Annotated in this window: 19 protein-coding genes; 4 read left to right on the forward strand and 15 right to left on the reverse strand. The window is 62.9% G+C overall.

Features of this window, described 5'->3' with window-relative positions; genetic code table 11:
* Nucleotides 1-18 precede the first annotated feature (18 nt).
* Nucleotides 19-762 (forward strand): FadR/GntR family transcriptional regulator, encoded by a 744-nt coding sequence (locus NCS67_RS28035; RefSeq protein ID WP_008346102.1) that lies wholly within the window; start codon nucleotides 19-21, stop codon nucleotides 760-762.
* 254 nt (nucleotides 763-1,016) lie between these two features.
* Here NCS67_RS28035 and NCS67_RS32065 read toward each other — a convergent pair whose 3' ends face one another.
* Entirely contained in the window at nucleotides 1,017-1,430 is a 414-nt protein-coding gene (locus tag NCS67_RS32065; protein ID WP_350029144.1) for a hypothetical protein, read from the reverse strand.
* Between the two features lie 40 nt (nucleotides 1,431-1,470).
* Here NCS67_RS32065 and NCS67_RS28040 point away from each other — a divergent pair, with 40 nt between their 5' ends.
* Nucleotides 1,471-2,379, forward strand: a complete 909-nt coding sequence (locus NCS67_RS28040; protein ID WP_175980308.1) for a lipopolysaccharide biosynthesis protein — start codon at nucleotides 1,471-1,473, stop codon at nucleotides 2,377-2,379.
* On the opposite strand, the gene NCS67_RS28045 is transcribed toward NCS67_RS28040, so the two are convergent.
* The 10 genes from NCS67_RS28045 to NCS67_RS28090 all read right to left on the reverse strand — a co-directional run bounded on the left by NCS67_RS28045 (nucleotide 2,372) and on the right by NCS67_RS28090 (nucleotide 11,257).
* Entirely contained in the window at nucleotides 2,372-2,692 is a 321-nt protein-coding gene (locus tag NCS67_RS28045; RefSeq protein WP_008346109.1) for a Rieske (2Fe-2S) protein, read from the reverse strand. The genes NCS67_RS28040 and NCS67_RS28045 overlap by 8 nt on opposite strands.
* On the reverse strand, nucleotides 2,689-3,507 hold the full coding sequence (locus NCS67_RS28050; RefSeq protein ID WP_175980306.1) for an intradiol ring-cleavage dioxygenase: 819 nt from the start codon (nucleotides 3,505-3,507) through the stop codon (nucleotides 2,689-2,691). The genes NCS67_RS28045 and NCS67_RS28050 overlap by 4 nt, the downstream gene beginning before the upstream one ends.
* Nucleotides 3,504-4,559 carry a maleylacetate reductase gene (locus tag NCS67_RS28055; protein ID WP_250437526.1) on the reverse strand — a complete coding sequence of 352 codons (1,056 nt, stop codon included), beginning with the start codon at nucleotides 4,557-4,559 and terminating at the stop codon, nucleotides 3,504-3,506. Before NCS67_RS28055 ends, NCS67_RS28050 begins: the two co-directional genes overlap by 4 nt.
* A gap of 14 nt (nucleotides 4,560-4,573) precedes the next feature.
* Nucleotides 4,574-6,037: an aldehyde dehydrogenase family protein gene (locus NCS67_RS28060; RefSeq protein ID WP_175980304.1), complete on the reverse strand. Its 1,464-nt coding sequence runs from the start codon at nucleotides 6,035-6,037 to the stop codon at nucleotides 4,574-4,576.
* Nucleotides 6,038-6,127: 90 nt separating this feature from the next.
* Nucleotides 6,128-7,123, reverse strand: a complete 996-nt coding sequence (locus NCS67_RS28065) for a hydroxyquinol 1,2-dioxygenase (protein WP_250437527.1) — start codon at nucleotides 7,121-7,123, stop codon at nucleotides 6,128-6,130.
* A gap of 38 nt (nucleotides 7,124-7,161) precedes the next feature.
* On the reverse strand, nucleotides 7,162-7,653 hold the full coding sequence (locus NCS67_RS28070; RefSeq protein ID WP_033536925.1) for a cupin domain-containing protein: 492 nt from the start codon (nucleotides 7,651-7,653) through the stop codon (nucleotides 7,162-7,164).
* Nucleotides 7,654-7,790: 137 nt separating this feature from the next.
* A complete protein-coding gene (locus NCS67_RS28075; protein ID WP_008346123.1) occupies nucleotides 7,791-8,237 on the reverse strand; it encodes a nuclear transport factor 2 family protein in 447 nt (148 codons plus the stop codon).
* Between the two features lie 23 nt (nucleotides 8,238-8,260).
* Entirely contained in the window at nucleotides 8,261-8,629 is a 369-nt protein-coding gene (locus NCS67_RS28080; protein ID WP_241814150.1) for a c-type cytochrome, read from the reverse strand.
* A gap of 5 nt (nucleotides 8,630-8,634) precedes the next feature.
* On the reverse strand, nucleotides 8,635-10,359 hold the full coding sequence (locus NCS67_RS28085; RefSeq protein ID WP_250437528.1) for an FAD-dependent oxidoreductase: 1,725 nt from the start codon (nucleotides 10,357-10,359) through the stop codon (nucleotides 8,635-8,637).
* A gap of 25 nt (nucleotides 10,360-10,384) precedes the next feature.
* On the reverse strand, nucleotides 10,385-11,257 hold the full coding sequence (locus NCS67_RS28090) for a transporter (RefSeq protein WP_250437529.1): 873 nt from the start codon (nucleotides 11,255-11,257) through the stop codon (nucleotides 10,385-10,387).
* Nucleotides 11,258-11,544: 287 nt separating this feature from the next.
* Here NCS67_RS28090 and NCS67_RS28095 point away from each other — a divergent pair, with 287 nt between their 5' ends.
* Both NCS67_RS28095 and NCS67_RS28100 read left to right on the forward strand, forming a co-directional pair.
* Nucleotides 11,545-12,390 (forward strand): helix-turn-helix domain-containing protein, encoded by an 846-nt coding sequence (locus NCS67_RS28095; RefSeq protein WP_250437530.1) that lies wholly within the window; start codon nucleotides 11,545-11,547, stop codon nucleotides 12,388-12,390.
* A 13-nt stretch (nucleotides 12,391-12,403) separates the two neighbouring features.
* Nucleotides 12,404-13,369: a LysR family transcriptional regulator gene (locus NCS67_RS28100; protein WP_008346131.1), complete on the forward strand. Its 966-nt coding sequence runs from the start codon at nucleotides 12,404-12,406 to the stop codon at nucleotides 13,367-13,369.
* 6 nt (nucleotides 13,370-13,375) lie between these two features.
* Here NCS67_RS28100 and NCS67_RS28105 read toward each other — a convergent pair whose 3' ends face one another.
* From NCS67_RS28105 to NCS67_RS28120, 4 genes are all read right to left on the reverse strand, one after another.
* Nucleotides 13,376-14,296 (reverse strand): AEC family transporter, encoded by a 921-nt coding sequence (locus tag NCS67_RS28105; protein WP_250437531.1) that lies wholly within the window; start codon nucleotides 14,294-14,296, stop codon nucleotides 13,376-13,378.
* Nucleotides 14,297-14,415: 119 nt separating this feature from the next.
* A complete protein-coding gene (locus tag NCS67_RS28110; RefSeq protein WP_250437532.1) occupies nucleotides 14,416-15,462 on the reverse strand; it encodes a catalase in 1,047 nt (348 codons plus the stop codon).
* 2 nt (nucleotides 15,463-15,464) lie between these two features.
* Nucleotides 15,465-15,887, reverse strand: a complete 423-nt coding sequence (locus NCS67_RS28115) for a c-type cytochrome (protein WP_250437533.1) — start codon at nucleotides 15,885-15,887, stop codon at nucleotides 15,465-15,467.
* Nucleotides 15,884-16,249, reverse strand: coding sequence for a hypothetical protein (locus NCS67_RS28120; RefSeq protein ID WP_008346140.1), 366 nt, complete (start codon nucleotides 16,247-16,249; stop codon nucleotides 15,884-15,886). Before NCS67_RS28120 ends, NCS67_RS28115 begins: the two co-directional genes overlap by 4 nt.
* Between the last annotated feature and the right edge of the window lie 315 nt (nucleotides 16,250-16,564).

Here is a 16,564-nt window from a genome sequence, read left to right on the forward strand (position 1 = left end):
CGTTTCGAGCTGCGCGTCATGGATTACCGCAACCCCAAGCAACGCAAGAGCATGCACGGACGCATCGTGCAGGAGCTCGGCATGCAGATCGTCAGCGGGCGCATTGCGCCGGGCGAGCGTCTGCCCGCCGAGCCCACGCTCTGCGAAAGCTACGGCGTGAGCCGTCCCGTGCTGCGCGAAGCGACGCGCGTGCTCGTCGCGAAGGGGCTCGTCGTATCGAAGCCGCGCGTGGGCAGCGTCGTGCGCGCGCGCGACGAATGGCACATGCTCGACCCGGACGTGCTCGTCTGGACCATCAGCCATCTTCCCGAAGGCGAGTTCTTCCGCTCGCTGATGACAGTCCGCCAGATCATCGAACCGGCCGCCGCCGCGCTCGCGGCCATCTCCGCGACGGATGACGACATCGCGCGCATCGGCGCTGCGTATGAGCGCATGGAAGGTGCGCAGACCGCCGCCGATCTGCTCGTTCCGGACCTCGAGTTTCATCGCTCGATCATGGCGGCGACGCACAACGACATGCTCGCGTATATCGGCAACATGCTGTCGCTCGCGCTCAGCGAGTCGATCAAGCTCACGAGCCGCCACCCGAATACGCACGCGCTGTCACTACCGCGTCACAAGGCGATCTTCACCGCGATCGCGAACCGCGATGCGCTCGCGGCGCGTCAGGCGAGCGTCGTGCAGCTCGACAACGCACGCGCCGACGCCACGTCCATCCTCGGCGGCGCGGCGCTCGAACCGGACCGTCCCCTCTCCGGGTAAGTTTTCCCGATCTTTCGCGTCGTAACGTTTGCATCGGACGAAATTCATTCAAGTCCCGTTCATCCCTGCCGTAAACCCTATTGAGACCGGCTTCGACGCGGTCTCCTCTTCGCCCCACGTGTCCGGCAGCGCCCTCTTCCGGACGGCTCACCGGGGTTAATCGACAAGCATTCCACCGTTCCTGCGTCCGACGCGGGACGAAGGTCCGTTACCGGTCCGTCCGCGTTCGTCCGGACGACTCGCGCAACGTACGCCTACTTCGTGGAGATGGATGTCAGCCACTTAGTAATCCGTATTGAAATGACGAACTTCGCTCCGGCCTTCCGCTTCATCCGATTCAAGTCTATTGCGCTCGTTGCAGCGGTGAGCGTGTTGGTCGCCGCATGCGGCGGCGGCGGTGGCGGCAGCAGCGACAACGCATCATCGAGTAGCGCCGCGCAGAGCGGCAGCGCGTCGGCTTCTTCCGCGAGCGTGACGGGATCGGATACATCGCCATCGGGCACGGGGACGACCAAGCTCACGACGAGCCCGCCCGCCACCGCGAGCGACACCTCCGACGACACCGCGTCGAGCGGCACATCTTCGCCCACGGCCAGCGCGCCCGCTCCCGCGTCGAGCACGGATAGCACGAGCACCGATAACGCGAGCACCGGCAACACAGGCACCACGACGCCGACGCCGACGCCGTCCGCGCGACTCTTCTACGGCGTGAACGGTCACAACAATGAAGGCGGCGCCTACGATATCTCCAGCCCCGCGCTGCAGCTTTCGCAATTGCAGGATCTCGGCGCGAAGCTGTATCGCAACGAGGTCTATAGCCAGGGCACCGCGAACAAGCTCGCGGGCATCGCCGACATCATGGCGGCAGGCGGCGTGACCGTGTACCCGGTGATCCTGATGGATATCGCCACGTTCATCAACGAAACCGACGGCTACAACGCCGGTTTCGCGCTCGGCCAACAGACGGCGAGTTCGCGCCGCTATGCGTACTACGAGGTCACGAACGAGATGGAATCGGCGCTGCTGCTCGGCAATGTCGATGGCGTGCTTCCGTCGCAATACGATGCCGTCAAGTTCAGGATCCTGCGCGGCGTCATTCGCGGGATGATCGCGGGCATCAAGTCGGTCGATACGTCGGGGAAGATCATTCTGGGCGGCGGCACCTGGCTGCACTACGGCTTCGCGCAAATGCTCGCGGCCGGCACGGAGCCGGATGGCAGCACGGGGCATGAGGTCGTGAATTGGGACATCACCGCGTGGCACTGGTATTCGGACATGAACGACATCACCAACGCGTGCGGCGGCACGGGCTGTCACAACGTGCTCGCGGCGCTTCAGGCGCTCGGCAAGCCGATCTGGATCAACGAGGCCGGCGTGCGCCCGAATTTCGGCACCGATCAGCAGATCGCGGCATATCTCGTCGGCAACAAGATGTTGGCGCAGTTCGTCGCGCTCGCATCGACCTACGGCATCGAATCGGTTCAGACGTACCAACTCTATGACGATCCGGCGGGTCTTCCGGGCGGCGGCGCATACGGCTTGCTCGAGAACGACGGCCACACGCAGAAGGACGCCTATGCCGCGTACAAGAACTTCGTCGCGGCGCATCCTATGTGATGCTTTCGCCTTCGATCAGCACGCGGCCATTGTCGATGCGGATGGGTATGTGCCTGAGGCTCGCGCCAAGGCATGGACCATCGACGCACACGCCGTCTTCGAAGCGAAACATCGCGCTGTGATGCGCGCACATCAGCAGCGCGCCTTCATAGGTCCAGAACGCGTCGGGCTCGTAGTTGAGCGGTATCGAGAAATGCGGGCAAACGTTGCGATACGCCCACGCATCGCCGCCGCGTCGCAGAACGAGAACCGATGGCGCGGCTTCGAAGCCGCCGCCATCGGGAATGTCGTCGAGCGCGCAAAGAACGTTCACGCGGGCTCCTTCACGAGCAGCGTGAAATCGCGCGCCACCTCGTAACCGCCCTCCTTCGCCACATACTCGATGACGAGCGAGCGCTTCACGCCGAACACTGCATCGGAGTTCACATACGGATCGTCGGACGAGTAGAGCGCGGTTGTCAGCGGCTCGTAGCCGGGTGCGTCGATACGAAAATGGATGTGCGCGGGACGCATCGGATGACGTCCCGTAGCGACGAGCATCTGGCCGACGGGACCATCGGTCGGAATCGGATAGCTCGTCGGCTTGATCGAATGGAACGCGTACGCGCCGTCGGCATTCGTGCGAAAGCGCCCGCGCAGATTGCCTTCCGGCTGATCCGGGTCTTGCCCTTCGTACATGCCGTTCGGCGCGGTTTGCCAGACTTCGATCAGCGCATCGGCGACGGGCTTGCCGTTCACGTCGCCGACCGTGCCATGAAAGAACACCGGCTCGCCATCGCTTTGCGCGATGTTCGCGCCGAACGCCGATTCCTTCACGCCATCGCGATAGAACGGGCCGAGCAGACTGCTCTCGGTCGCGGCTTCATCGTGATGCTGATTGATGTCGTCGAGCACGATGGAAAGCCCCAGCGTATCCGACAGCAGAATGAACTCCTGCCGGATGCCGTCGCACTTCTTGCCCGTCGCCGTGAGGAACTCGATGCCGCGTCGCCATTCGTCGTGCGTGAGGTTCACTTCGCGCGCGAACGCATGCAGATGACGCACCAGCGCGACGACGATCTCCTTCGTGCGCGCATCGGCGCATTGGCCGAAGGCGTCGGCGACGGATTGCGTGAGGTGTTCGTTCATGGTCGTCGTCCTTCGTAGGCCGCTTCGATCAGCGCACGCAGCGGCGCGCGTTCGACCGGACGCGGATTCCAGTACGGGCTTTTCAACGCGATATCGACGGCGATGTCGATATCGCTCTCCTTCATGCCGATGTCCTTGAGCGCGGTCGGCGCGCCGTTCGTTCGTGCGAGTTCGAATGTGCCTTGCGCGGCATCGTCGGCGTCCAATGCGCGAGCGATGCGCTTCATCGCGCCGGGCGCGGCATCGCGGTTATAGGCGAGCGCGTGCGGCAGCACGATGGTATGCGTTTCCGCGTGCGGCAGATTGAACGTACCGCCGAGCGTATGACACAGCTTGTGATGCAACGACATGCCTACGCTTCCGAGCACCGCGCCGCACAGCCAAGCGCCGTAGAGACAATCGCTGCGCGCATTCATATCCTCAGGATTCCGGACGACCTTGCCGATGCCTTGCGCGAGCGCGCGAATGCCTTCTTCGGCCATCAGGCTCACGATGGGATTCGCGTCCTGCGCGTACAGTCCTTCGGCAGCGTGCGCGATCGCGTTGATGCCGCTCGTCACTGAAAGCGACGCAGGCAGCGAGACCGTGAGTTGCGGATCGTAGATCACGGTTTTCGGCAGCACGCGCATGTCGCGGCCGGTCCTCTTCGAGCCGGCTTCGGTGAGGCCGTAGATCGGCGTCATTTCCGAGCCTGCGTAAGTGGTCGGCACGGCGAGTATCGGCAATGACGATGTCAACGCGATCGCCTTGCCGAGACCGGTCGTCGAGCCGCCGCCGATGGCGATCGCGCAATCCGCGCCGATGCGCTCCGCATACTCCCGCGCCGCGCGCGCCGTTTCGACGGGAACGTGCATCACCGCTTCGGCGAACACGCCCGCCGCGCGATGTCCGATGCGTTCGGCGAGCGCTTCGGCCTGATCGCGTTGCGGAGGCGTCGAGAGAATGAGCGCGCGCCTTGCGCCCAGACGTTCGATCTCGCGTTCGACGTGTTCGATGCTTCCCGCACCGAACACGACGCGCGACGGCATGCCCTGATAAACGAACGATTGCATGATTTCGGGTGCGCTCAACGTGGATAGTAAGGCGGAATATTGGCGTCGACATTCACCCACACCGACTTTGCCTGAGTATATTCGCGCATCACTTCGAAGCCCATCTCGCGTCCGTATCCGCTCGCGCCGACGCCGCCGAAAGGCGATCCCGGACTCACGCGCTTGTAGCAGTTGATCCACACCATGCCGCTCTTCAGTTGCCGCGCGAAGAGATGCGCGCGTTGCAGATCGCGCGTCCAGAGTCCCGCGCCCAGGCCGTATTCGGTGCCGTTGGCAATCGCCAGTCCTTCTTCATCCGATTTGAACGTGCTGACGGTGACGAACGGGCCGAACACTTCCTCCTGCGCGACGCGATCGGTCGGCTTCGCCTGCACGATGGTCGGTTCGACATAGCAGCCTTTCGCGAGCCCCGCGGCGTCCGGCGACTTGCCGCCCGCGAGCACGCGACCGCCCTGCTCCCGCGCGACATCGACATACGAAAGCACGCGATCGCGATGCATCTGCGATGTGAGCGGACCCATTTCCGTAGACGGATCGAGCGGATCGCCGATGCGGATCGAGCGCGCGAGCGACGTGAAGCGTTCGAGCAAGTCATCGGCGATGGATTCGTGCACGATCAGCCGCGACGCCGCAATGCACGCCTGCCCTTGATTATGAAAGATGCCGAACGCGGAACCTTGCACGACAGCATCGAGATTCGCGTCGCCGAACACGACGTTCGCCCCTTTGCCGCCGAGTTCGAGCTGCACTTTCTTCAGATTGCCGCTCGATGCCTGCACGATCTTGCGGCCCACCGCCGTCGATCCGGTGAACGCCACCTTGCCGATCTCGGGATGCTCCGCGATGTATTGACCCGCGACGTGACCGAGACCCGGCAGCACGTTCACGACGCCCGCCGGAAAGCCGACCTCGGCCATCAACTGCGCGATCGCGAGGCTCGACAAGGGCGTGAGTTCGGCGGGCTTCATCACGACGCAATTGCCCGCCGCGAGCGCGGGCGCCATCTTCCAGCTCGTGAACATCAGCGGAAAATTCCACGGCACCACTTGTCCGACGATGCCGACCGGTTCGCGCGTCAGATAGTTGAGAAAGCCGGCTTCGACAGGAATCACCGAGCCTTCGAACTTGTCGGCCATGCCGCCGAAATAACGAAACGTCGCGGCCGTGCGCGGCACGTCGAGATTGCGCGTATCGCGAATCGGATGGCCGGTGTCCATCGATTCGAGGCGCGCGAGTTCATCGGCGTTCGCTTCGATCGCGTCGGCGAGTTTCAGGAGCAGGCGTCCGCGATCCGCCGCCGCCATCGCGCTCCACGCCGGGAATGCCTTTTTTGCGGCTTGAACCGCGCGATCGACATCCTCGCGGCCGGCCATCGAGACTTGCGCGATCTCGCTGTTGTCGTGCGGATTCAGTGTCGCGAGCGTTTCGCCGGACAGGGCGGCCACGAAGCGGCCGTCGATGAAGAGTTGCGTTTGCATGTCTTGCTCGTGTCGAAGATTGAAGACGAAGCGTTCCCCGCGACGCCTTTTTCAAGGCATCGTTCTTGTCGAAGGGAAACCGTAGGCGGCTTAGAACGCGACCGGATACGGCGGCAGTTCGCCGCTTTCGTAGCGCCTCGGCAGATCGGGCGTCGCGTTCTCCCAGACGAGAAGCATCGAGCGTTTCTGCGAATAACCCTTGTGGCGGATGTCGGCGGGCATCGCGGCGATATCGCCGGCGTTCATCGTGATGCGCGCGCGCGGCTCGCCGGTGTCCTTGTCGGCCACATCCCAGATGATCTGATCCGACAGTTGCAGGAACCACTCGACGCGATCGTTGCCGTGAAAAACCGGCAGCACGAATTCCTCGGTCGTCGGGCAAAAGAGGCTTTGCTTGCACACGGACGTGACCGATGGATTCCACGTCACGTCCGAACGCGACAGATACTTGAAGAGGCTGAACGCGTGCAATTGCCCTTCGAATTCAGGCTCCGCATGAATCTCCGGCTCGTCTTGCGATACATCCGCGAACTGGCGATTCACCGGGAAGTCGTCGCGCAACGGCGAATCGCCTTCGAGGCCCGGCATGCGCTTCGTCGCGATGCGCGTGCGGTCGATCGCCGCGATGTTGTCGCCGTGCTTGGCGCCGAATGCCGAGCCGGTTTCCTCGGGAGCCGCGAACGGATCGAAGCCTTCGTTCACCCAGTCCTTCAGGATTGCCTTGAACGTCGCCATGATGATCGGCGTTTCGAATTGCTGCGTGTAATCGACGCCCGCTTCGCGGAAGCTCGCGTTGTACGCGCCGGCATACAAGTCGACCTTGCCGTAGTGATTGCGCGTGCCGATCACTTCATCGAAATTGACCCAGCCGTAGAAGAAACCCCACGCGACGTCGCGCATCATCGCGCGCAGGAAGTCGTCGGCGTGCATCTGATGCGAGCGCGTCTGTCCTTCTGCCGGCCACTTCACGGTGACGAAATACGCGTCGCGGCTGAACTCGAAATCGCCGAGCTTGAACGTGCGATAGCCGGTGGACGCATCGGGGTCGGTGGCGACGACGCTTTGCAGAAAAATGGCTTGATCCATGATGTTTTTGCTCCGAAAGATGAGAGTTCGCGGCGGCGTTACTGGATGCAGATGTCGGCCCATTTCTCGACCGATTCCGCGCCGGCAATCGTCTGCACGAGCAGCACGCCGGTCTTTCTCGCTTCGAAGCGATACGCCGCGCCCGCAGGCAGCAGCGCCTGATGTCCGCGACGCAAGCGCACGAAGCCCATCTTCTGGCCGGAGGGTTCGCCTTCGAGTTTCACCGAGCCTTCGATATCGGCGCTTACGAGCGCGCCATCTGAAGGCTTGATGAAGTGCACGTCGATCTCGCCATCGAGCGCGACGACGAATTCATCGTGCGATGCCGTGAACCACGCCGACACGCCTTCCGCGCGCAGCGTTTCGATCACGTACTTGAGGTTCTTGCCGACGACCACTTTTTCGTACGGCGCGGATTGGCTCGCCACGTCGAACACGTTGGACATCACGTAATGCGATGCCTGTCCCTTGATGATTTCGATATTGCCTTTGCGATAGTTATCGAGGCTGCCGAGTCGGGTCTGTTGCATGTCTGTCTCCATGTCCGCGGTCACGTTCGCGGTGTCGCGCTGGAATCAAGATTAGGGCGGCGAGCGCTGCGAGGCAATGAATCGAGGTTCGCGTTTGCCGAACGATGCGTGCTCGATCGCAGCCCTAGGGAAAGTACTTACTTTTGCGCGTTTTTATCCGCGAGCCACGGATAGCGCTGCGTGTCCGCGCTTTCGTAATCCGGGTCGAGATAGATGAAGCAGCGCTGGATCTTGAAGTCGCGGATCTCGAAGACATCGATCCAGCGGCCCGCGTGCGTGACGCCCGCGCGCCAGTCGACGCCGCTTTGCGTCGTGCCGTAACTCGTGCCTTCGATGACCACCGTATCGCCCTGCTGGATCACGTTCAGATACGCGAGATCGTGCTTGAACTTCGCGACGATCGAGCCGAGGTCCGCGAAGAGTTGTTCAAAGGCCGCGCGGCCTGTCGCGATGCCCCATTTGGGGAAATAGACTTCGGCGTGATCGTCGAAGAGATCGAAGAATGCTGCGCCGCGATCGAGCCTGCGCAGATATTCGAGCGCGATGGTCTTGCGCTGTTCGTCGCTCATGGTGATGGGGTTCATGCTTTAGTCTCCTGATGTCGGATTCAATGCAGCGTGCGCAGATACGCGATGATTTTTTGCCGCCGTGCTTCGTCGCCTTCGAAATAGGTCATCGCGTTGCCGGGCGCGACGGCTTGCGTGTCGGTGAGCCACGCGTCGAGCAGCTTGTCGTCCCAGACCTTGCCCGACGCGGCCGCCTTCATGCCCGCCGAATACTTGAATCCGGGCTCCGATGCCATCGGCTTGCCGACGATGCCGAAGAGATTCGGCCCTTGTCCGTTGGGTTCGCCCTTGCCGAAGGTGTGGCACACGGCGCAGTTGTTCGTCGTGAGTTTCTTGCCGATCGCGACGCTGTCCTGCTGCGCATGTGCCGCAGAACTGGCGAGCGCGAATATCGCAATTAAGTTAGCCATCCGAATCATGATTGACCTCCATTGGCTGATTGCGCCGCGCGATACGCGAACGCGATGATCGGTCCGAGCGTGCCGCCGCCCGCCCAGTAAGCACGCGCGGACGCCGACGCCACGCAATTGCCCACGCCGTACAAACCCTTGATCGGCTCGCCGCGCGTATCGAGCACTTGCCCATGCGAATTGGTCTTCGGACCGCCTTTGGTATCGAGATTGCCTGCGACGATGAGCGCCGCGTAATACGGTCCTTTGGCCGAGAGCGGATACATCGTCTCGTTCTTCTGATCGGCTTTCTTCGATACGGGTCCGTTGAAAAGCTTCTCGACGATGCGCTCGCCGCGATGGAAGTCCTGATCCACGCCCGTCTTCGCGAAGCCGTTGAAACGCTTGATCGTCGCGTCGAGACTGCGCACGAAGTCGTCGCTCAACGTGGCGCTACCGAGCGCGCTCTGGTACTTCGCCATGCGTTCGCGAATCGCGCCCGCCAGTTCCGCAAGCGTGTTGCCGCGCAGTACGTGCCGGTCGTTCGATCCCTTGGGAACGATGAGGCTGCCGTAGTCATCGCTTGCGCAATGCTCCTGCGCCTGCTGATCCCAGATGGAAACGAGCGTGAGATTCGGATACTCGCCCTTCGCGCCGTCCCATTCGGAGAACGCCGCACAGACCTCGTTGTATGCGAGCTTCTCGTTCACGACGCGCTTGCCGTACTTGTTCACGTAGAGCATCGAATCGCCCGTGGGCGTGAAGATGCCGGACAGCGAGCCATCCTTCGCGATGGCCTTGTCGAGCGAGATCGGCGCCATCCACGAGTAGTTCATGTTGCGCAACTGCACGTCGAGCGCGCTGGAAATCCGCACGAAATCGCCTTCGTTGGTTGGCGCTGCACAACCGCCATACACCGCGCCGTGCAGGAAGTTCTTGCGCAACTCGGGATCGTGCGTGAAGCCGCCGGTCGCGAAGATCACCGCCTTCTTTGCGCGCACGCGAAAGAGCGTGCCCTCTTCCGTCAGCGATTCGACGCCGATCACCGCGCCCGTTTCATCGACGAGCACTTTCTGCACGCGATAACCCGTCTTGATGTCGATGCCGTCTCGGCGTGCTGCCGCGCTCATCGTGCGGATCGCGACGCGGCCGCCGTCCGACATGCTCGGCAAGCCGTCTTTAGGAAACAGCACGCGGCCGCGCGGCGCCTTGTCTTCGGGCAACTCGGCCCAGTAATCCGGCACCGCGCCTTCATGCCGATACGGCAGCGCGCCCTTGCTCGCGAGCAACTCCGCCGCCGGCGATGCGCTGTCGTAGATCGCCTCGCACATCTCGTACTCCCAGTCGGACAGACCGAGCTTCGGCAACGACGGATCGTATTGCTCGGGCCGCGACAGACGCGCGACATAGCGCATGTAATCAGGCTTCGGATCGGCGATGCCCGCGCGGCGCATCGGCTGGTTGTTCGGCACCCAGTACCAGAACGCGGCCTTCGCGGCCGTGCCGCCGACGCTGCCTGCCTTCTCGAGAATCACCACGCGGTTTCCCAGCCAGCGCGAGAACAGCGCGCACGGCAATCCGCCGCCACCGCCGCCGCACACGACCACGTCATACTCCGCGTCGAACTTGACATCGCTCGCCGCGCGCGCCGTGAGCGATACCGCGCCGAACGCGGCCGCCGCCGTTCCTGCGCCAGCGGCCTTGATGAAGCTGCGTCGCGATGCGGCAGAAAGCTTGTTCGTCTCACTCATGTTTGTCTCCATCGTTTGAATGTGCTCACCAGTAGTGCCACGCCTGCACGAGAATTCCGTTGGTGAGCGTGGTGTTGCGGCCCGAAACCGAGTGTTGGTATTGGATCGAAAGCTGGTCGTACATCTTCTGGTGCAGGAACGGCAGGCTATTCGGCTTGAACTGGAACAGCACGCCCAGTCCCACGGTCGTTTCGCGGCTCGCGCTGTTGGAAAGCGGCATCCCCGCCGTCTGATTGAAGGTGCCCCCGCTCGTCTGATAGTCGAGGCCGACGAAAGGAATCGCGAAGGGGTTGTCGGGCGGCGAGATGCTGTAGCCGACACGCAAATTCAGATGGAACGTGTTGCCCGGGCTCAGATCGTCCTGACCCGAGCGCAGCGTGCGTCCGCGCAGAATGCCGCCGAGCAGGAGGTCTACGTTCAGGTGTCCGTACCAGTCGTCATAGAAGACTGACGGCCAGAACGACCACGTATTCGTCGATACCGCGTTCTGCCCGACGGGCACTTGTACATAGGTCTGAAAGCCGAGCGTCGTCGCGGGCGCGGGGTTGTACCAGACGAGCCCGCCGACGAGCGGATCGCCAATGCCGCTTGCCGAGAATTGCGAGCCCTGCGTGCGGATCGCGGGCACCGTGATGCTCGCGTTGAAGCCGACATGCGGCAGCGACGGCACTTTCCAGTAGTGGATCAACGTCGATAGCCCGACGAAGGTGTTCGTGCCCGGACCCGCGACCTGATTGCCGTGTGAATCGAATGCGCGGCTGTCGTGATTCCATTCGAGGTTCTGGCCGAAGGAATCATAAGTGCCTTCGAAGTCGCTGCTGAACTGCCACGTTTGCGGACGGTCCGTCGCGAAGGGAATGCCCGACGCGTGGGCCATCGTGCAGGTTGCGCCAAGCATGGCGAGCGCGCATGCGTGACGTCGTCGTATCTTTGATTTCGGGTGCCGCATTTGCATCGTCGTCTCCGGTCGTTCGTGTCGTATGAGCGAACGTTACGAAGGCGCGGCGTATCGGTCTTTCAGGTTTCGGAAATTACAGATTCCGGCGGATGCGGGTTTACACCACGCACAAAGCACGCACGCGGCGTTCGCAAACGGCGACCCATCGCGCGTGCAAGAGCTCTGCGCTCGCATCTATACTCGCGTGGACAGCGGCATCGAAAGCCGCGAGAAAAGGAGACGTAACGATGAGCGCCATTGCAGCGCCCGCTCGCATCGACCGCTTCAGCAAGCTCGCGGGCGTTCCGGGACTCGAATACTGCATCTCGGGCCCGCGACCTTATTCGCTGGAATTGAGCAATTCGTCAGACATGATCTGCCTGCTGCTCGGCACGATCGTCTCCGATACGCGTTACGACGACGGCCCCGCCGCGCCCTTCACGTTTCGCGCGGAAACGGCCGCGTATCATCCGCGCGGCGGCAGCATGCGTATCGACGCGCACGATGTGCGGCATGGCTTCATCGCGTTTCGATATGCCGATGCGTTCGTGGACCGCATCGCCGATCGCAACGCGGAACCGTTGCGTCGCGCGGGCAGCCGCAGCAATCTCGACGCCGATCCGATCCGTCATCTCGTGCGCTATGCGCGTCAGAAAGCGCATGACGGATCGGGCAAGATCGATCCGTGGGAACTGCAGTGCGTCGCTACGCTCGCGTGGATCGAAACGACGCGTCATCTCGAACGCGCCGCGCGCGAACGTAAATCGGCGCTGACGGACGCTACATTCGCAACGCTCGCAGCTTATGTCGCCGACAACATCGATCAGAACCTGTCCTGCGCGGATATCGCCGCCGAGCTCGATCTGCCCGTGCGCGCGGTCTTCGATGGCGTGAAGGCGCGTACCGGTTATTCGCTCTATCGCTATGTGCTGGAGAAGCGCATCGGCGCCGCTGCGCGCATGTTGCGCGCGGACGATGCGCCGCTTGTCGATATCGCCGCCGCGTGCGGATTTTCGTCGCAGCAACACATGACGGCGCTCTTTTCGAAACGGCTCGGAACCACGCCACTGCGCTATAGAAAAGCCGCGGGATAAGCCAGGAGGAAGCATGGACCTCTTCATGTCGATGGAGGCCTTCGTTCGCGCAGCCGAAGCGCAGAGTTTCGCGAGCGCGGCGCGGCAGCTCGGCGTGGCGAAATCGGTTGTCACGTCGCGTGTGAAGCAACTCGAGGAGCACTTCGGCGTCGCGCTGTTTCATCGCTCGACGCGTGCCGTGCGGCTTTCGGAAGTCGGCGAATCCTACTATCAGGATTGCCTGCTGCTCGTGTCGAAAGTGAACGAGCTGTCGGGACGCGCGATTCCCGAAACGCAATCGCTCTGTGGCACGCTCAACGTTCATGTCTTGCCCGGCTTCGCGCTCGGACACTTTTCGCAGGCGCTGATCGCGTTTCGCGAGGCGCATCCGCGCATCGAGTTCGTCGTGACGGTGAACGATCGCGTGATCGATCCCGTGCAGGAAGGCTTCGATCTCGCTCTGCAGATTTATCCGCCCGCGTCGAACCTGCTCGTCGAGCGCAAGCTCTTTCCGGTGCGCGGCGTATTGTGCGCGACGCCCGCGTATCTCAAGGAAGAGCCTGCGATCGAGACGCCGCTCGATTTGCTGCGTCACGATTTCGCGCGTTACGCGCACTATCCGTGGGGCGACAACTGGCCGCTCATGAAGGGCAACGAGTGCTATGAGATCGCGCTCAACGCGGTGCTTAAAACCAATAGCGTGCATCTGCTGCTCGAGTTCGCGCGCGCGGGCGCGGGCGTCGTCTATCTGCCGACGATGGTCGCCGCGAGCGATCTGCTCGAACGCCGTCTCGTGCGCGTGCTGCCCGATTACGCTGCGCCGCCGTTGTGGCTGTCCGCGGTGTATCCGACTTCGCATCGTTCGACGACCAAGGTGAAAGCGTTCGTCGACTTCCTGCGCGAGCGCTATCTGAGCGAGCCGCAATGGGACAAGGCACTCGGCATTTCGCCGCCCGATGACGAAGAGCGCAACGTCGACGAAGAACTCGGCGACGTGTGATCGCAACTAGAGCACGTAGAGCCACGCGAGCAAGGTGACGATCGAAAAGAGCGTGGTCATCGAGATGACCGCGCCGACCACGCCCTTCTCGACGTCGTATTCCGAAGCAAGCACGTATGTGCTTTTCGCGGTCGGAACGGCGGCGCACACGACCGCGGCGATGGTCGCGTCGTGACCAAGTCTTGTCGCGAGGCACAGCGCGTACACGACGAGCGGCACGACCGCGAGCTTGAGCGCGGTCAACAGCGCGTAGAGATTGACGCGTCCGCGCAACTCGTCGAGCGTGAGATCGAGACCGATCGCGAAGAGCGCGCATGGCGTCAGTGCTTCGCCGAGTATCGTGAGAAACGATGCGACAGGAACCGGCAGCGTCAATCCGACGACGGACCACAGCAGTCCGCAAATCGTCGCGAGAATGACGGGATTGGTCGCGATCTGCCGAACGAGCGCGGTGACATCGATCTTGCGCGATGCATCCATCCGGCCGATCTCGACCAGCACGACAAGCACAGGAAACATGATCGCGCCGACGAACACCGTCGCGACCGCCGCCGCGAGCACGCCGGGCTTGCCGTAGAGCGTCTTCAGTATCGGCAGTGCGACGAAGCCGGTGTTGGTCATCGCGACGGCAGCGGCGAGCATCGCAGCGGATGCGAGACTCGCGCCGCGCACGATGCGCGCGACGAGCAACACGGCGGCGAAGCAGATCATCGAGCCGCCGCCGAACGCCGCGAGAAAGCGCCATTCGAGCAGCGAGCGAAGCGACTCGTCGGCGATGGTCAGAAAGACCAGCGCGGGCATCGCGACGTAATATGCGAAGCGCATCAGGGAAGGCGCGAGCGCATGCGGCATGTAGCCCGACACGCGCGCCACCCATCCGGTGAGAATGATGGCAAAGATCGGAAGGATCATGCCGGCAAGATGCATGGCGGACTCCGATATCGATGCAGCGCCCGGCGCGAGCGCTCGCTGCTGAAATGGGCATCATTATCGGAGAAAAACGTCGCGCGACGTGCGATCTTGCGCAGCCGCGCGACGCTCGTCCGCTAGCGTGCGGCCAGCAACGCTCTCGCTTCCTCGCTCGACAGCACGCCTCGCTCCTCGCGATTCGCGGCGCTCGCCGCGTAGACATCCTTGCGTGCGTGCGTGATGCCGAGCGGCGCGAAGCCGTTGGCCGGATTGAACGCGAGCCGTTCGATACGCGCTTCGTCGTCGACGGATGGCGGTGCATCGATTTCGAGTTCGCCGATGGTCACTACGTCCGACTTCCACGCGATGGATGCATCGTTGACGGGCGTCGTTTGTTCATCGACGAAGAATTGCACGCCGAGTTGCCACTTGACCGGACCTTGCTCCAGACGATTGCAGATATCGGCGCGCAGATAGTTGTCGCCATGACGCTCGGCGTTCGTCCCCGAGGACGTCGACGGATGCGGATGCAGCGAATACTTGATCGCCGCCTGCCCCAGTTGCACGACCGATCCCCAGTAATGCTCCGTCGCCAGGCTGTCGACGTGATGCACTCTGGTTTCCTTGAAAAGGATCGCCAGAATGCGCGCGCCCTCGACGGGCCCGAGTCTTGCCATCATCATCTCGCGCAAGCCCTGCGCGATCCCGCTCACCGTGCCTTCCGCAAGCAACGCGACGATGATATCGGCGACCGCCATGAACTGAGCGGCGTCGCGCGCATGTGAGCGACCGCCTTCGTTGGTCATCAGCAGATCGGTTTCGGCGCCCTCTTCCGTGAAGAACTTGAGCGCGATGCCGCGAACGTCCGGCGACGTGTCCGGCTGCGGACACGGCTGTCCGTTGGAGATGCGGCATGCGGCGCGATACGTCGCCGGGTGCTTCGCGAAGGGGCCGAATCGCGCGGCATCCGGAATATCATCAGCTATCCGAAGCAGTCCGAAAGCGCCGAGCAATGACTTCTGATGTTGCGCTCGATCGACCTGTCCGTTCAGCCCCGTGTGTTTGCTCGCGGCCAGCTTCGTCTGCTGCGCGCCGATCGCCGTGACGAGCATCGCGAGCGTGGCGGCGTCATCGAGCTTGTCGGTCCAGCCGGCGCCGTCGCCGGCGGATTGAGGGGAGTTCACGATCAACCTCCGTTCGCGCCTGGAGTGATAGCGCGCTGTTTAAGTGTAGGTGCGTCAGCTGACTCGTCTGACTCACGCGCCGGCACCGCGCCTGCCGCAATGCTGCCGTCGGCGCGCGCCGCGAAGTAGCGATAGATCGCGTCGATGTGATTCTCGATCAGCGCGTTGCCGCGATAGGCCGGCATACCCAACGGCGGATTGCCGTCGAGAATCGCGGCGATGAAGCGCTCGCGGCTCTGCGTGCGCGCAAAGCCGACGATCGACGGCGCGGCGAGTCCTTCAAGATCCTTGCCATGGCAGCGCGCGCAGTCGGCGACGCGCACGGCCCGCCATGCATCGATCAGCGAGTTGTCGGCTGCGGCCGCTGCGTGAGCATGGGCGACCAGCCAAACGCCGACGATGCCGGCAAGCGCTGCGCGAATCAATGATTGCGTCCTGAGATTCGGCCGACGTACTTCCATCCCTGATCGCGTATCCATACGTAAGTGAAGCCCGTTGGACCGTCGATGAACACGGTCATCGGCCGCTCGCCCGCCGACGCTTCCTTTTGCGGTTCCGTCGACGCCTGCGTGATGCGCGCTTCCGTCGGCTTCAGGTTCGCATCGCGATCGTCGAGGCGCCAGCCGTCGTCATCGGCGTAAATGAGGCGTGACGTTCCGCCCGTTGGCGTCTGAACCGTGAACGCGAGCGGATCGGCGTCGGTCGCGGCAGTCGCGGCGAAGGTGCTGGCGCACGTGAGCATCGTGATCGCGAGGAACGTCGCACGCTTTGTCTGATGGGATCTCATTTCGGATACCTCCTTACGGGCCGCGCGGTCGCGGCTGTCCAGATGGGCTTATGCATAGAGAACGAACGTGGCCTCGACGAATGTGAAGCCCGGAGATCCGCGTGGCTGACTATTTGATTTCGCTGCGGACAAGAGTCTGTCGTGTGGAAGCATCGCCACGCGGGGCCGATCAGCGGCCGTCTTTTGATGGGCTCAACTATCGACCGAACGATCGTCTGGAAAAACCATGCATCGGGAGGGATTCAGCCCCGCCATTGGGGGACTGCGAAATGGAACGAGGATCGAATTCGTCGAAGGCGTCCCCGCCGCCTTCGC

The sequence above is a fragment of the Caballeronia sp. ATUFL_F2_KS9A genome (genome assembly GCF_023630765.1).
Classification (GTDB): domain Bacteria; phylum Pseudomonadota; class Gammaproteobacteria; order Burkholderiales; family Burkholderiaceae; genus Caballeronia; species Caballeronia zhejiangensis.

What these genes read in the sequence shown, in the direction of transcription:
- NCS67_RS28035 (WP_008346102.1), top strand. Translation starts at nt 19, where the DNA reads ATGGATTACCGCAACCCCAAGCAACGCAAGAGCATGCACGGACGCATC.
- NCS67_RS28070 (WP_033536925.1), bottom strand. Translation starts at nt 7,653, where the DNA reads ATGCAACAGACCCGACTCGGCAGCCTCGATAACTATCGCAAAGGCAAT.
- NCS67_RS28090 (WP_250437529.1), bottom strand. Translation starts at nt 11,257, where the DNA reads ATGCTTGGCGCAACCTGCACGATGGCCCACGCGTCGGGCATTCCCTTC.
- NCS67_RS28050 (WP_175980306.1), bottom strand. Translation starts at nt 3,507, where the DNA reads ATGAACGAACACCTCACGCAATCCGTCGCCGACGCCTTCGGCCAATGC.
- NCS67_RS28065 (WP_250437527.1), bottom strand. Translation starts at nt 7,123, where the DNA reads ATGGATCAAGCCATTTTTCTGCAAAGCGTCGTCGCCACCGACCCCGAT.
- NCS67_RS28095 (WP_250437530.1), top strand. Translation starts at nt 11,545, where the DNA reads ATGAGCGCCATTGCAGCGCCCGCTCGCATCGACCGCTTCAGCAAGCTC.
- NCS67_RS28060 (WP_175980304.1), bottom strand. Translation starts at nt 6,037, where the DNA reads ATGCAAACGCAACTCTTCATCGACGGCCGCTTCGTGGCCGCCCTGTCC.
- NCS67_RS28105 (WP_250437531.1), bottom strand. Translation starts at nt 14,296, where the DNA reads ATGCATCTTGCCGGCATGATCCTTCCGATCTTTGCCATCATTCTCACC.
- NCS67_RS28085 (WP_250437528.1), bottom strand. Translation starts at nt 10,359, where the DNA reads ATGAGTGAGACGAACAAGCTTTCTGCCGCATCGCGACGCAGCTTCATC.
- NCS67_RS28120 (WP_008346140.1), bottom strand. Translation starts at nt 16,249, where the DNA reads ATGAGATCCCATCAGACAAAGCGTGCGACGTTCCTCGCGATCACGATG.
- NCS67_RS28075 (WP_008346123.1), bottom strand. Translation starts at nt 8,237, where the DNA reads ATGAACCCCATCACCATGAGCGACGAACAGCGCAAGACCATCGCGCTC.
- NCS67_RS28080 (WP_241814150.1), bottom strand. Translation starts at nt 8,629, where the DNA reads ATGGCTAACTTAATTGCGATATTCGCGCTCGCCAGTTCTGCGGCACAT.
- NCS67_RS28100 (WP_008346131.1), top strand. Translation starts at nt 12,404, where the DNA reads ATGGACCTCTTCATGTCGATGGAGGCCTTCGTTCGCGCAGCCGAAGCG.
- NCS67_RS28055 (WP_250437526.1), bottom strand. Translation starts at nt 4,559, where the DNA reads ATGCAATCGTTCGTTTATCAGGGCATGCCGTCGCGCGTCGTGTTCGGT.